Origin of the sequence: Streptococcus sp. D2 (assembly GCF_006385825.1) — a bacterium.
Taxonomy (GTDB): domain Bacteria; phylum Bacillota; class Bacilli; order Lactobacillales; family Streptococcaceae; genus Streptococcus; species Streptococcus shenyangsis.
Window position 1 is genome coordinate 19,720 of the sequence record NZ_VFSI01000001.1, and the last position, 13,920, is coordinate 33,639.

Sequence of the window (13,920 nt, forward strand, 5' to 3'; positions counted from 1 at the left end):
TCACTTTTAAAAAACTTTGTCACGAATATGCCTTTCAGTTCTTGATGTAAACGTTTTAGCAGGGTAGATGGCTGAAATATAGGATACAATATGGTATAATATACCTGATTACTAATTGTGAAATGAGGCATTTATTAATGCAGGATAAAAATTTAGTGAATGTCAATCTGACAAAGGAGATGAAAACAAGCTTTATCGATTACGCCATGAGTGTTATCGTAGCGCGGGCTCTTCCTGATGTTAGAGATGGCTTGAAGCCTGTTCACCGTCGGATTCTCTACGGAATGAATGAATTAGGTGTTACTCCAGATAAACCCCATAAAAAATCGGCTCGTATTACAGGGGATGTCATGGGTAAATATCACCCACACGGGGATTCCTCTATCTATGAAGCCATGGTCCGTATGGCTCAATGGTGGAGCTACCGTTACATGCTTGTAGATGGCCATGGGAACTTTGGTTCCATGGATGGTGATGGTGCTGCCGCTCAGCGTTATACAGAGGCACGCATGAGTAAGATTGCTCTGGAGATGCTTCGTGATATCAATAAAAATACGGTTGATTTCGTTGATAACTATGATGCCAATGAACGTGAACCCTTGGTCTTGCCAGCTCGTTTTCCAAACCTTTTAGTTAATGGAGCTACTGGTATTGCTGTCGGTATGGCAACCAATATTCCACCTCATAACCTGGGTGAGACCATTGATGCAGTGAAGTTAGTTATGGACAACCCTGAAGTGACTACGAAGGACTTGATGGAAGTCTTGCCTGGGCCAGATTTTCCAACTGGTGCCCTTGTTATGGGGAAATCAGGTATCCGTAAGGCTTACGAAACAGGTAAAGGTTCGATTGTTCTTCGTTCTCGTACTGAAATCGAAGAAACTAAGACAGGCCGTGAGCGCATCGTTGTAACAGAATTTCCTTACATGGTCAACAAAACAAAGGTGCACGAGCATATTGTTCGTTTGGTTCAGGAAAAACGTATTGAGGGGATTACAGCAGTACGTGATGAGTCAAACCGTGAAGGGGTTCGATTTGTTATTGAAGTCAAGCGTGATGCCTCAGCCAATGTTATCCTCAACAACCTCTTCAAGATGACCCAGATGCAAACCAACTTTGGTTTTAATATGCTTGCAATCCAAAATGGGGTACCGAAGATTTTGTCTCTTCGTCAGATTTTGGATGCCTATATCGAGCACCAAAAAGAAGTGGTTGTTCGTCGTACCCGTTTTGATAAGGAAAAAGCGGAAGCGCGTGCTCATATCTTAGAAGGTCTCTTAATCGCACTCGACTATATTGACGAAGTGATTCGTATCATCCGTGCTAGTGAAACAGATGCGGAAGCACAAGCTGAGTTGATGAGCAAGTTTAAACTTTCTGAACGTCAAAGTCAGGCCATCCTTGATATGCGTCTTCGTCGTTTAACAGGTTTAGAACGTGATAAGATTCAGTCTGAGTATGATGACCTCTTGGCTCTGATTGCGGATTTAGCAGATATTCTTGCTAAACCAGAACGTGTTTCTCAAATCATTAAAGATGAATTAGACGAAGTCAAGCGTAAGTTTGGCGACCAACGCCGTACTGAATTGATGGTTGGTGAAGTCTTAAGCCTCGAAGATGAGGATTTGATTGAAGAATCGGATGTCTTGATCACTCTTTCTAACAAAGGATACATTAAACGTCTAGATCAGGATGAATTTACTGCTCAAAAACGTGGAGGTCGCGGTGTTCAAGGGACAGGTGTCAAAGATGATGATTTTGTCAGAGAGTTAGTGTCAACTAGCACTCATGATCATTTACTCTTCTTCACAAATAAAGGACGTGTCTATCGTCTTAAAGGTTATGAAATTCCTGAGTATGGCCGTACAGCTAAGGGCTTGCCAGTCGTCAATCTTTTGAAATTGGATGAAGGTGAAAGCATTCAGACCATCATCAATGTTGAATCTGAACGTAGCGATGACGCTTATCTCTTCTTCACAACCCGTCATGGTATTGTGAAGAGAACTAGTGTTAAGGAATTTGCTAACATTCGCCAGAATGGTCTCAAGGCTTTGAACCTCAAGGATGAAGATGAGTTGATTAATGTCTTGTTGACGGAAGAAGATACGGATATTATCATTGGTACCAAGTTTGGTTATGCAGTTCGCTTTAATCAATCAACCGTTCGCGGCATGAGTCGTATCGCCACAGGTGTGAAAGGTGTTAATCTCCGTGAGGGAGACACAGTAGTTGGTGCTAGCGTAATTACTGATCAAGATGAGGTTCTTATCATTACTGAAAAAGGATATGGTAAGCGTACAGTTGCTACTGAATACCCAACTAAAGGTCGTGGTGGTAAAGGGATGAAGACGGCCAACGTTGCTGAGAAAAACGGTCCTCTATCAGGTCTCTTGACTGTGAAAGGTGATGAAGACTTGATGATTATCACTGATACTGGTGTCATGATTCGAACTAATGTTGCCAATATTTCACAAACAGGGCGTTCAACTATGGGAGTTAAAGTAATGCGCCTGGACCAAGATGCCAAAATTGTGACCTTTACGACGGTTGCAGCGGCAGAAAAAGAAGAAGTTGGGGCAGAAAACAAAACAGAAGGTGAAGCATAATGTCTCAAAAAAATAAAAAAAAGAAAACAAACCGTAAAAATTTACTAATCAATATTTTAGCAGGATTCTTAATTCTATTATCAATTGCTTTGATTTTTAATGCTAAACTGCGTGATATGGTCATGGTTTGGAATACGAATAAGTACCAAGTTAGTCAGGTCTCAAAAGAGAAATTAGAAGAAAATCAAGAAACAGAAGGAAATTTTGATTTTGACTCGGTCAAAGCAATCTCTTCTGAAGCTGTTTTAGCTTCTCAATGGGATACTCAAAAATTACCAGTTATTGGTGGAATTGCTATTCCTGAATTAGAAATGAATCTGCCGATTTTTAAAGGATTGAATAACGTAAATCTATATTATGGTGCTGGTACTATGAAGCGTGACCAAGTGATGGGAGAAGGAAATTATAGTCTAGCTAGTCATCATATTTTTGGTGTTGATAATGCTAATAAAATGTTATTCTCTCCTTTGGATAATGCTAAAAATGGTATGAAAATTTATCTAACTGATAAAAATAAAGTTTATACTTATGAAATACGTGAAGTCAAACGTGTTACACCAGATCGTGTTGATGAGGTTGATGATAGAGAAGGGGTCAATGAGATCACATTAGTAACCTGTGAAGACCTTGCTGCTACAGAACGTATTATTGTAAAAGGTGATTTGAAAGAAACAAAAGATTATTCGCAGACATCTGATGAAATTTTAACAGCTTTCAATCAACCATATAAACAATTTAGTTAAGATAAGTCAGTGAAAAGATGATATCTGGAGAGGACAATCCTTGTCTTCTCCATTTTATATTTAGAGCTATGAAAATTTGTTTATTGCAGTTGTTATAGTATATTGAAATAGAATCTGAACAAATTGATTAAGGAATTTAAAGCAATTTCTATAAATATTTTAGAAGAGATATTGTGAGATTCTAGATTCAATCTACTATAATATTCTGAAAATCAAAAATATTAAGTTTAATGATGTTACTAGTAATCTTACTTAGTTTTGGAATACTCTCATTGAGGGATGGTGATGATTTTATCTTTATCCTTAAGAAATGTTTTAAAGACAGAGTGAAACAAAGGTGGAGGTTGTTGACTCTTTTTATACCATAACTAATAATACAAAGTGTGTAATCTTAAAGTAGATATAAATAGTTAAATTTTAAAAAAATTATTATTTGTTTATTTTTTATGTTATAATAACAAATATAAAGAGTTAGGAGATGTTTATGAGTTCTTCAGAGTTTATTTCGAAGATAGATTATTATTGCCATAAGAAAGAAAGTCTTTTCAAGCAAAGTAAGTTCAAATATGCTATTCGTTCCATGTTTGCAGGTGCTTTTTTAACCTTCAGTACAGCTGCTGGTGCTATTGGTGCAGATTTACTTAATAGTATTGTTCCAAGTAGTGGGTATTTCCTTTTCCCATTTGTTTTTGCTTGGGGGCTGGTTTATATTGTCTTCTTAAATGCGGAATTGGTAACTTCCAACATGATGTACCTAACAGCAGGCGCATTTTTAAAAAAGATGGATTGGAAAAAGGCAATGATTATTTTACTATATTGTACTTTGTTTAATCTCATTGGTGCCTTGGTAGCTGGATGGGCCTTTGCCAACTCGTCGGCCTTTTCCCATTTGACCCATGATAGTTTCCTTCCTAAGCTTGTAGCCAAGAAATTGGCGCGTCCAAGTGATTTAGTCTTACTTGAGGGAATTCTTGCCAATGTATTTGTAAATATTGCCATTCTTTCATCTATACTAGTTAAAGATGGTGCCGCTAAACTATGGATTATTTTATCAGCTATTTCCATGTTTGTCTTCTTGTCCAATGAGCATATTGCTGCCAATTTTGCTTCCTTTAGTATTATGAAATTCAGCATGATTGCTGATCAAGTACCTCACTTTGATCTTCCAAATATCCTTCGACATTGTGGTGTAACTTTCATTGCTAACTTTATAGGTGGAGGTCTTCTGATTGGTTTACCGTATGCCTTTCTAAATAAGAATGAAGATATATATGTTGATTAAGAAGAGTTAGTGTATCAGGGAGAATCAGAACGATTCTCTCTTTTTCTTTTACAAAATAGGCTTGCAGAGAAAATCGTTTTTAAATTGTAACAATAAAATATATTAAATAGAATAAAAGTTAGTCCATGAAATCACGATATTCTGATAATTAAAAATTCTAAAAGCTTGTTATTAAAACTATGTAAACGATTGCTGAATTTTTAAATTTATCAAAAATAGAATTAGGAAAGGCTTTTCATTATAGCTATTTTATGTTATAATTATCACAAATAAAAGCTTTAGGAGTTTATTATGGTTTCTTCAGAATTTATCTCAAAGATTGAATTTGCTTGCAAGAAGAAAGAAAGTCTTTATAGTCAAAGCAAATTGAAGTATGCGATTCGTTCCATGTTCGCAGGTGCATTTTTAACCTTCAGTACTGCCGCAGGTGCAGTTGGAGCTGACTTGATTAATAAAATTGCACCAGGTAGTGGACGCTTCCTCTTCCCATTTGTATTTGCTTGGGGATTGGCCTACATTGTTTTCTTGAATGCTGAGTTGGTAACATCAAACATGATGTTCTTAACTGCTGGTAGTTTCTTGAAAAAAATTTCTTGGAGAAAAACAGCTGAGATTTTACTTTACTGTACCTTGTTCAACCTTATCGGGGCTTTGATAGCAGGTTGGGGCTTTGCTCATTCGGCAGCCTATGCAAATCTGACTCACGATAGTTTCATCTCAGGTGTTGTTGAGATGAAGTTAGGCCGTTCCAATGAGCTAGTCTTGCTTGAGGCGATTTTGGCAAATATTTTCGTAAATATTGCGATTCTTTCATTTGTTTTGGTGAAAGACGGTGGTGCTAAACTTTGGCTCGTTTTATCAGCAATTTACATGTTTGTATTTTTAACAAACGAACACATTGCTGCGAACTTTGCTTCTTTTGCGATTGTAAAATTCAGTGTTGCTGCTGATTCAATTGCTAACTTCGGTGTTGGAAATATGCTTCGTCACTGGGGTGTAACCTTCGTTGGAAACTTGATTGGCGGTGGTCTCTTGATGGGTCTTCCATATGCCTTCCTCAATAAAAACGAAGATACTTATGTAGATTAAGAAAATAAGCACGATTGAGTCGTGCTTTTTCGTTTTTAAAATAGGGCAATAGCTATTTTCTATATCAAAATATAGAAAATTGATATTGGTAAACTATAACTCAAGGTGTTACAATATCCTTAATCAAACTATTTGGAGGTCGTTTTATGACTCGTGATTTTAAATTTGAAACTTTGCAACTACACGCTGGTCAAGTTGTGGATCCAGCAACTAAGTCTCGTGCAGTGCCTATTTATCAAACAACATCCTTTGTTTTTGATGACACGCAGGAAGGTGCCGATTTGTTTGCCTTGAGAAAACCAGGTAATATCTATACTCGTATCACCAACCCTACAACAGCTGCCTTTGAAGAAAGAATTGCTGCCCTTGAAGGTGGCGTTGGAGCTCTTGCAACAGCATCAGGTATGGCCGCGGTTACTTATACGATTTTGGCTCTTGCACATGCTGGTGATCATGTAGTAGCAGCATCAACTATTTACGGTGGAACCTTTAATCTCTTGAAAGAAACCCTTCCTCGTTATGGTATCACAACAACCTTTGTGGATGTAGATAATTTGGAGGAAGTAGAAGCAGCTATCAATGACAATACCAAGCTTGTCTTGATTGAAACCTTGGGGAATCCCTTGATTAACATTCCTGACTTGGAAAAATTGGCTGAGATTGCGCATAAACATCAGATTCCACTCGTTTCTGACAATACCTTTGCTACACCTTATTTGATTAATGTTTTTTCTCACGGTGTAGATATTGCCATTCACTCTGCGACTAAGTTTATCGGTGGGCATGGTACAACTATTGGTGGAGTGATTGTCGACAGCGGTCGTTTTGACTGGGCAGCTTCAGGGAAATTTCCTCAATTTGTTGAGGAAGACCCAAGTTATCATAACTTGAGCTATACTCGTGATGTGGGTGCAGCAGCTTTTATTATCGCTGTCCGTGTTCAATTGCTCCGTGATACAGGGGCGGCCTTGTCGCCATTTAATGCCTTTCTCTTGCTACAAGGACTTGAAACCCTTTCTCTTCGTGTAGAACGTCATGTGCAAAATGCAGAGAAAATTGTTGATTTCCTTGTCAACCATCCTAAGGTAGAAAAAGTCAACTATCCAAAACTTGCAGATAGTCCTTACCATGCCTTGGCTGAGAAATATTTACCAAAAGGTGTGGGTTCCATCTTTACCTTCCATGTCAAAGGTGGGGAGGCAGAAGCACGCAAGGTAATTGATCATTTAGAAATCTTCTCTGACCTAGCAAACGTTGCAGATGCCAAATCGCTTGTTGTCCATCCAGCTACAACTACTCACGGTCAATTGTCAGAAAAAGATCTAGAAGCAGCAGGTGTCACACCAAACCAAATTCGTTTGTCAATCGGTCTTGAAAATGTAGATGATTTGATTGAAGACTTGCGCTTGGCCTTGGAAAAAATTTAAAGTAAAAGAAGATAAACAGTGGGTTTCGACTCGCTGTTTTTGATTTTCCCTCAGGCATGATATAATGGTTAAAGAAGTCTAGAAAGAGGAACGATATGAACGAAATCAAATGTCCCAACTGTGGGGAAGTCTTTACAGTAAATGAGAGTCAGTATGCGGAACTTCTGTCCCAAGTGAGAACAGCAGAGTTTGATAAGGAACTACATGATCGGATGAAGCAGGAACTGGCCTTGGCTGAGCAAAAGGCCATGAATGAACAACAGTCTAAACTGGCTCAAAAAGACCAAGAAATTGCACAATTGCAGAGTCAAATCCAAAACTTTGATACAGAGAAAGAGTTGGCCAAGAAAGAAGTTGAACAGACAAGCCATGAGGCTTTATTAGCAAAGGACAAGGAAGTACAGGCCTTGGAAAACCAATTGGCTACCTTGCGTTTGGAACATGAAAATCAACTACAAAAGACCCTTTCTGACCTTGAAAAAGAACGTGATCAGGTCAAAAATCAGCTCCTCTTGCAAGAAAAGGAAAACGAGTTGTCTTTGGCTTCTGTTAAACAAAACTATGAAGCACAGCTCAAAGCAGCTAGTGAACAGGTCGAGTTCTATAAGAATTTTAAAGCCCAACAATCTACAAAAGCCATCGGGGAAAGTCTGGAACACTATGCAGAGAGTGAGTTTAACAAGGTCCGTAGTTTTGCCTTTCCAAATGCTTACTTTGAGAAGGATAACAAGGTCTCTGCGCGTGGTTCCAAAGGAGACTTTATCTTCCGTGAATGCGATGAAAATGGGGTAGAGATTATCTCCATCATGTTTGAGATGAAAAATGAAGCAGATGGAACAGAGAAGAAGCACAAGAATGCAGATTTTTACAAGGAATTAGACAAGGACCGTCGGGAGAAGAACTGTGAGTATGCGGTTTTGGTGTCTATGCTTGAAGCTGATAACGACTACTTTAACACAGGGATTGTAGACGTTAGCCATGAGTATGAAAAGATGTATGTGATTCGCCCTCAGTTCTTTATCCAGTTGATCGGGCTCTTGCGTAATGCTGCGCTTAATTCTCTAAAATATAAGCAGGAGTTGGCCTTGGTTCGGGAGCAAAATATTGATATCACTCATTTTGAAGAAGATTTGGATGCCTTTAAACTAGCCTTTGCCAAGAATTACAACTCTGCTTCAACCAATTTTGGTAAAGCCATTGATGAAATCGACAAGGCCATTAAGCGCATGGAAGAAGTTAAGAAATTCCTGACAACATCGGAAAACCAACTCAGACTAGCTAATAATAAGCTGGAAGACGTTTCAGTAAAAAAACTAACTCGAAAAAATCCAACCATGAAAGCTAAATTTGAAGCATTGAAGGGGGAGTAGAAAGTAAGAATGAACGGTATTATTAACTTAAAAAAAGAAGCGGGAATGACCTCGCATGATGCGGTTTTTAAACTGCGTAAGATTTTGGGAACCAAGAAAATTGGACATGGTGGGACCTTGGATCCGGATGTAGTGGGTGTTTTGCCCATTGCGGTTGGCAAGGCGACCCGTATGGTAGAGTTTATGCAGGATGAGGGCAAGGTCTATGAGGGGGAGATTACTCTCGGCTATTCAACAACGACTGAGGATGCCAGTGGAGAAGTGGTCGCAGAGACTCCTGTTTTGTCGCCCTTGGATGAAAAGCTTGTCGATGAAGCGATTGCTAGCTTGACTGGGCTTATCAAACAGACTCCGCCTATGTATTCGGCTGTCAAGGTCAATGGTCGCAAGCTTTATGAGTATGCGCGTGCTGGTCAGGAAGTGGAACGTCCAGAACGTCAGGTGACCATTTATCAATTTGAGCGAACAAGTCCGATTTCTTATGATGGACATCTTGCGCGATTCACTTTTCGTGTGAAATGTAGCAAAGGAACTTATATTCGTACCTTGTCAGTTGACTTGGGAGAGAAACTTGGTTATGCAGCTCATATGTCACATCTGACTCGTACTAGTGCAGCCGGTTTACAGCTAGAGGATGCTCTTACATTGGAAGAAATTGCTTCAAAAGTGGAGGATGGTCAACTTGACTTTCTCCATCCTCTAGAGATTGGGACGGGGGATCTTGTCAAAGTTTTCCTAAGTCCAGAAGAGGCTACAGAAGTGCGCTTTGGTCGTTTTATAGAGCTCGACCAAACAGAACAAGAATTGGCTGCCTTTGAAGATGACAAATTACTAGCCATTCTTGAAAAACGGGGGGATCTTTACAAGCCAAGGAAGGTTTTTAGCTAGTATAATTGAAGTGTAGAAATTGGAATTGTTTCTCCTAAACTATCCAAACCAGACTATAAATTTTGTAAAAAATGTGATAGAATAGACGACGGATAAAAAAACGGAGGATAGCATGCAAAATAGACCAATCATTATCGGAGTGACAGGTGGTTCTGGTGGAGGTAAGACCAGTGTTTCAAGAGCCATTTTATCGCATTTCCCTGATGAAAAGATTTCCATGATTGAGCATGATTCATATTACAAGGATCAGTCTCACTTGACCTTTGAAGAGCGTGTCAAAACCAACTATGACCATCCTTTTGCCTTTGATACAGACTTGATGATCGAACAGATTAAGGAGTTGTTGGCAGGGCGTCCGGTCGACATTCCGACTTATGACTATACAGAGCATACACGAAGCAGCAAGACCTATCGTCAGGAGCCTCAAGATGTCTTTATCGTTGAAGGGATTTTGGTCCTGGAGGACAAGCGTCTGCGTGATTTGATGGATATCAAGATTTTTGTGGATACAGATGATGATGTGCGCATTATTCGTCGTATCAAGCGTGATATGGAAGAACGTGGCCGTAGCCTTGATAGCGTTATTGACCAGTACTTAGGTGTTGTCAAACCCATGTACCATCAGTTTATCGAGCCAACCAAGCGGTATGCTGATATCGTCATTCCTGAGGGAGTCAGCAATACTGTCGCTATTGACCTTTTGACAACCAAGATTGCAAAGATTTTGGAAGAAGCTCGAAACAGCAAATAAACAGATGTGGAGGCCTTGCCTCCTTTTTCTATTTTTCCCTCATAATGGTACATAAATGGAGATTTTTAGGCATATTTTTGGTATAATAATACCCATGAAAGAGCAAGAAAATGAGTAGTAGGTGGAGATGGAAAAGTATTTATCGGTAACAACTTTGACCAAGTATCTGAAAATGAAATTCGATAAAGACCCTTACTTGGAACGGGTCTATTTAACTGGTCAAGTTTCCAACTTTCGTAAACGACCTACTCACCAATATTTCTCCCTAAAGGATGACCATGCAGTCATTCAAGCGACTATCTGGTCTGGGATTTATCAGAAATTAGGATTCGACCTGGAAGAAGGAATGAAAATCAATGTGATTGGGCGTGTACAGGTCTATGAACCAAGTGGTAGCTACTCCATCATCATTGAAAAGGCTGAGCCTGATGGGGTTGGTGCGCTTGCGATTCAGTTTGAACAACTCAAGAAAAAATTGACAGAAGAAGGTCTGTTTCAAGAACGCTTCAAGCAAGCTCTGCCCCAATTTTCTAAGAGAATTGGTGTAGTGACCAGTCGCAGTGGAGCCGTTATTCGAGATATTATCACGACCGTTAGCAGACGCTTTCCAGGTGTCGACATTCTTCTCTATCCGACCAAGGTGCAAGGTGAGGGTTCTGCGGAGGAAATTGCTCGTAATATTGCGCGTGCTAATCAACGGGACGATTTGGACTTGCTCATTATTGGTCGTGGTGGAGGTTCTATCGAGGACCTTTGGGCCTTTAACGAAGAGATTGTGGTACGAGCTATTTTTGAATCTCGTTTGCCAGTTATCTCTAGTGTGGGGCATGAGACTGATGTGACCTTGGCAGATTTTGTAGCAGATCGTCGCGCTGCGACACCAACGGCTGCTGCTGAACTGGCAACACCTGTGACCAAGTTGGATGTATTAGCTCATTTACAAAATCAGGAAAAACGGATGGCAACAGCAGTCCGAAATGTTCTATCTAAGAAACAAGAAGCTTTGAAAAAATGCAGTAAGTCTGTTATCTTTAGACAGCCAGAGCGCTTGTATGACGGTTATTTGCAACGCTTGGATCAACTACAACTGCGCTTGAAACAAAGTTTGCGAACACGGATTTCTGATAACAAACAGATAGTACAAGCAAGGACGCATCGACTGGTTCAATTATCGCCTGTTACCAAAATCCAACGCTATCAAGACCTTCTAGGTCAGTTGGACAAGCTTCTCTGTAGCCAAATGGCTCTGATTTATGATGCCAAAGTTGCTGAGGTCAAGAGATTATCAGAAGCCTTGCTGATGTTGGATACCAGTCGAATCGTGGCGCGTGGTTATGCTATTGTCAAAAAAGAAGATTCCGTAGTCGATTCGGTTGAGAGTTTGAAGAAAAAAGACCAAGTGATGCTTTTGATGCGAGATGGTCAAGTAGAATTAGAGGTTAAAGATGTCAAAACAAAAGAAATTTGAGGAAAATCTAGCAGAACTGGAAACCATTGTCCAAAGTTTGGAAAATGGTGAGATTGCTTTGGAAGATGCGATTGCTGCCTTTCAAAAGGGCATGGTCTTATCAAAAGAACTCCAAGCAACGCTGGACAAGGCTGAAAAAACCTTGGTTAAGGTCATGCAAGAAGACGGAACAGAAAGTGATTTTGAATGAAAAAGCAAGAAAAATTAGCTCTTGTCGAGTCGGCTTTGGAAGCCTTTTATGGAGACCAGCAGTTTGCCTCTAGTTTGCGAGAGTCTGTTCTCTATTCCATTCATGCTGGTGGCAAGCGTATTCGACCTTTTCTTCTGCTAGAAGTTCTGGAAGCCTTGCAGGTCGCTATTAAACCGGCTCACGCGCAGGTAGCTGCGGCCTTGGAAATGATCCATACAGGGAGCTTGATTCATGATGATCTTCCAGCTATGGATGATGACGATTACCGTCGAGGGCGGTTAACCAATCACAAGAAATTTGGCGAAGCAATGGCCATTTTGGCAGGAGATGCTTTATTCCTAGATCCCTATGCCTTGATAGCACAGGCAGATTTGCCAAGTCAAATCAAGGTGGACTTGATTGCTAAATTATCGCTTGCTTCAGGAAGTCTAGGCATGGTGGCAGGGCAGGTTTTGGACATGGAAGGTGAACATCAGCATTTGTCTTTGGAAGAACTTCAGACCATTCATGCTAATAAGACTGGAAAACTACTAGCTTATCCCTTCCAAGCGGCTGCTATTATTGCTGAATTGGCTCCTGAAATGCAGGCAAAGCTGAAAACTGTTGGTGAATTGATTGGGCTTGCTTTTCAGGTCAGAGACGATGTGCTGGATGTGACCGCTAGTTTTGAGGAAATCGGTAAGACACCACAAAAGGATCTACAGGCAGAAAAATCAACCTATCCTGCTTTGTTGGGCTTGGAAGAAGCCATTGCCTTTTGTAACCAAACTCTGGATCAAGCTAATGCTAAATTAGAAGAAATTGCCCAGCAGGTTCCCTTTGAAATAGAATCGATTGTAAGTGTAGTAGAAAGTTTGAGAATCAATGGCTAAGGAAAGAGTGGATGTACTAGCTTATAAACAGGGCTTGTTTGAAACGAGAGAGCAGGCCAAGCGCGGTGTCATGGCTGGTCTAGTTGTAGCAGTTCTTAACGGAGAGCGGTTTGACAAGCCAGGAGAGAAAATTCCAGATGACACCGAGTTAAAACTCAAGGGTGAAAAACTCAAGTATGTCAGCCGTGGTGGCTTGAAATTAGAAAAGGCCTTGCAGGTCTTTGATTTGTCAGTGGAAGGAGCTACAACGATTGATATCGGGGCCTCTACTGGAGGTTTTACCGATGTCATGTTGCAGAATGGTGCCGGGTTGGTCTTTGCAGTCGATGTCGGTACCAATCAGTTGGCTTGGAAATTACGCCAAGATCCACGGGTTGTCAGCATGGAGCAGTTTAATTTCCGCTATGCTGAAAAGACTGATTTTGAGCAGGAACCGAGCTTTGCCAGCATTGATGTGAGTTTCATTTCCCTCAGTCTGATCCTTCCAGCTTTGCACCGTGTGTTGGCCGAGCAAGGTCAGGTTGTGGCTCTGGTTAAGCCTCAGTTTGAGGCAGGACGTGAGCAGATTGGGAAAAATGGAATCATTCGTGATGCCAAGGTCCATCAACATGTCCTTGAATCTGTCACAGCTATGGCAGTAGAGGAAGGCTTTTCAGTCCTTGGTTTGGACTTTTCTCCCATCCAAGGTGGACATGGAAATATTGAGTTTTTAGCGTATTTGAAAAAAGAAGAGTCAGCAAGCAATCAGGTTCTTGCTGAGATTGAAGAAGTAGTAGAGAGGGCGCATAGTCAATTTAAAAATGAATAAAAAAGAGAGACTTGAAAAAATTAGACGATTTGTGACAGATTATCAAATCGGTACGCAAGAAGAAATCGTAGAACATTTGAAAGAAGCAGGCATCACCGCCACTCAAGCGACGGTATCCCGAGATATCAAAGAGCTGGGTATTGTCAAAATTCCTTTGAGAGACAACACCTATGTCTACGAATTGCCAAAATCAATCGTAAAAAGTTTGCAACTGGCTGAAGACAATATTGAGTCAGCTGAATTGATGGACAAGATGATCAATCTCCAGGTTATCCCAGGAAATACAGCTTTTGTAAAAGCTCAGTTAATTGAGACTTTTGCGGATAAGATTTTTAGCTGTTTGGCTGATGATAGCTCGATTTTAGTCATTGCCAGAAGTGAAAGTCTAGCTGAGGAAATCTTTGAACAAGTAAAAAATTGGTAGGT

13 protein-coding genes are annotated in these 13,920 nt (G+C 40.3%); all 13 read left to right on the top strand.

Translation table 11 applies throughout. From position 1 onward, the window contains the following. Window positions 1-137: 137 nt before the first annotated feature. The 13 genes from gyrA to FJR73_RS00135 all read left to right on the top strand — a co-directional run bounded on the left by gyrA (window position 138) and on the right by FJR73_RS00135 (window position 13,918). Entirely contained in the window at window positions 138-2,606 is a 2,469-nt protein-coding gene (gene gyrA / locus FJR73_RS00075) for a DNA gyrase subunit A (protein ID WP_140832531.1), read from the top strand. Next, entirely contained in the window at window positions 2,606-3,349 is a 744-nt protein-coding gene (locus FJR73_RS00080; RefSeq protein ID WP_049535229.1) for a class A sortase, read from the top strand. The genes gyrA and FJR73_RS00080 overlap by 1 nt, the downstream gene beginning before the upstream one ends. A 484-nt stretch (window positions 3,350-3,833) precedes the next feature. Next, window positions 3,834-4,631 carry a formate/nitrite transporter family protein gene (locus FJR73_RS00085; protein WP_140832534.1) on the top strand — a complete coding sequence of 266 codons (798 nt, stop codon included), beginning with the start codon at window positions 3,834-3,836 and terminating at the stop codon, window positions 4,629-4,631. 291 nt (window positions 4,632-4,922) lie between these two features. After that, the gene (locus FJR73_RS00090; RefSeq protein WP_140832537.1) at window positions 4,923-5,720 is read left to right on the top strand and encodes a formate/nitrite transporter family protein; all 798 of its coding nucleotides are present in this window, start codon (window positions 4,923-4,925) and stop codon (window positions 5,718-5,720) included. Between the two features lie 146 nt (window positions 5,721-5,866). Beyond that, window positions 5,867-7,147, top strand: a complete 1,281-nt coding sequence (locus FJR73_RS00095) for an O-acetylhomoserine aminocarboxypropyltransferase/cysteine synthase family protein (protein WP_060805569.1) — start codon at window positions 5,867-5,869, stop codon at window positions 7,145-7,147. Window positions 7,148-7,242: 95 nt separating this feature from the next. Next, complete coding sequence (locus tag FJR73_RS00100; protein ID WP_140832541.1) at window positions 7,243-8,517, top strand: DUF2130 domain-containing protein; 1,275 nt, start codon at window positions 7,243-7,245, stop codon at window positions 8,515-8,517. 9 nt (window positions 8,518-8,526) lie between these two features. Then, on the top strand, window positions 8,527-9,405 hold the full coding sequence (truB, locus tag FJR73_RS00105; RefSeq protein WP_140832544.1) for a tRNA pseudouridine(55) synthase TruB: 879 nt from the start codon (window positions 8,527-8,529) through the stop codon (window positions 9,403-9,405). A gap of 112 nt (window positions 9,406-9,517) precedes the next feature. After that, window positions 9,518-10,156, top strand: a complete 639-nt coding sequence (gene udk, locus FJR73_RS00110) for a uridine kinase (protein WP_001181376.1) — start codon at window positions 9,518-9,520, stop codon at window positions 10,154-10,156. 127 nt (window positions 10,157-10,283) lie between these two features. After that, window positions 10,284-11,624 carry an exodeoxyribonuclease VII large subunit gene (gene xseA, locus FJR73_RS00115; RefSeq protein WP_140832547.1) on the top strand — a complete coding sequence of 447 codons (1,341 nt, stop codon included), beginning with the start codon at window positions 10,284-10,286 and terminating at the stop codon, window positions 11,622-11,624. Next, the gene (locus tag FJR73_RS00120) at window positions 11,602-11,814 is read left to right on the top strand and encodes an exodeoxyribonuclease VII small subunit (protein ID WP_000043226.1); all 213 of its coding nucleotides are present in this window, start codon (window positions 11,602-11,604) and stop codon (window positions 11,812-11,814) included. Before xseA ends, FJR73_RS00120 begins: the two co-directional genes overlap by 23 nt. Then, window positions 11,811-12,686 (top strand): polyprenyl synthetase family protein, encoded by an 876-nt coding sequence (locus FJR73_RS00125; RefSeq protein WP_140832550.1) that lies wholly within the window; start codon window positions 11,811-11,813, stop codon window positions 12,684-12,686. The genes FJR73_RS00120 and FJR73_RS00125 overlap by 4 nt, the downstream gene beginning before the upstream one ends. Continuing rightward, the gene (locus FJR73_RS00130) at window positions 12,679-13,494 is read left to right on the top strand and encodes a TlyA family RNA methyltransferase (RefSeq protein WP_140832553.1); all 816 of its coding nucleotides are present in this window, start codon (window positions 12,679-12,681) and stop codon (window positions 13,492-13,494) included. The genes FJR73_RS00125 and FJR73_RS00130 overlap by 8 nt, the downstream gene beginning before the upstream one ends. Then, complete coding sequence (locus FJR73_RS00135) at window positions 13,487-13,918, top strand: arginine repressor (RefSeq protein WP_020900686.1); 432 nt, start codon at window positions 13,487-13,489, stop codon at window positions 13,916-13,918. The genes FJR73_RS00130 and FJR73_RS00135 overlap by 8 nt, the downstream gene beginning before the upstream one ends. Window positions 13,919-13,920 lie beyond the last annotated feature (2 nt).

Bases quoted from the DNA above. Each gene is read 5' to 3' on its own strand.
- gyrA (WP_140832531.1), top strand. From the start codon at position 138: ATGCAGGATAAAAATTTAGTGAATGTCAATCTGACAAAGGAGATGAAA.
- FJR73_RS00080 (WP_049535229.1), top strand. From the start codon at position 2,606: ATGTCTCAAAAAAATAAAAAAAAGAAAACAAACCGTAAAAATTTACTA.
- FJR73_RS00085 (WP_140832534.1), top strand. From the start codon at position 3,834: ATGAGTTCTTCAGAGTTTATTTCGAAGATAGATTATTATTGCCATAAG.
- FJR73_RS00090 (WP_140832537.1), top strand. From the start codon at position 4,923: ATGGTTTCTTCAGAATTTATCTCAAAGATTGAATTTGCTTGCAAGAAG.
- FJR73_RS00095 (WP_060805569.1), top strand. From the start codon at position 5,867: ATGACTCGTGATTTTAAATTTGAAACTTTGCAACTACACGCTGGTCAA.
- FJR73_RS00100 (WP_140832541.1), top strand. From the start codon at position 7,243: ATGAACGAAATCAAATGTCCCAACTGTGGGGAAGTCTTTACAGTAAAT.
- truB (WP_140832544.1), top strand. From the start codon at position 8,527: ATGAACGGTATTATTAACTTAAAAAAAGAAGCGGGAATGACCTCGCAT.
- udk (WP_001181376.1), top strand. From the start codon at position 9,518: ATGCAAAATAGACCAATCATTATCGGAGTGACAGGTGGTTCTGGTGGA.
- xseA (WP_140832547.1), top strand. From the start codon at position 10,284: ATGGAAAAGTATTTATCGGTAACAACTTTGACCAAGTATCTGAAAATG.
- FJR73_RS00120 (WP_000043226.1), top strand. From the start codon at position 11,602: ATGTCAAAACAAAAGAAATTTGAGGAAAATCTAGCAGAACTGGAAACC.
- FJR73_RS00125 (WP_140832550.1), top strand. From the start codon at position 11,811: ATGAAAAAGCAAGAAAAATTAGCTCTTGTCGAGTCGGCTTTGGAAGCC.
- FJR73_RS00130 (WP_140832553.1), top strand. From the start codon at position 12,679: ATGGCTAAGGAAAGAGTGGATGTACTAGCTTATAAACAGGGCTTGTTT.
- FJR73_RS00135 (WP_020900686.1), top strand. From the start codon at position 13,487: ATGAATAAAAAAGAGAGACTTGAAAAAATTAGACGATTTGTGACAGAT.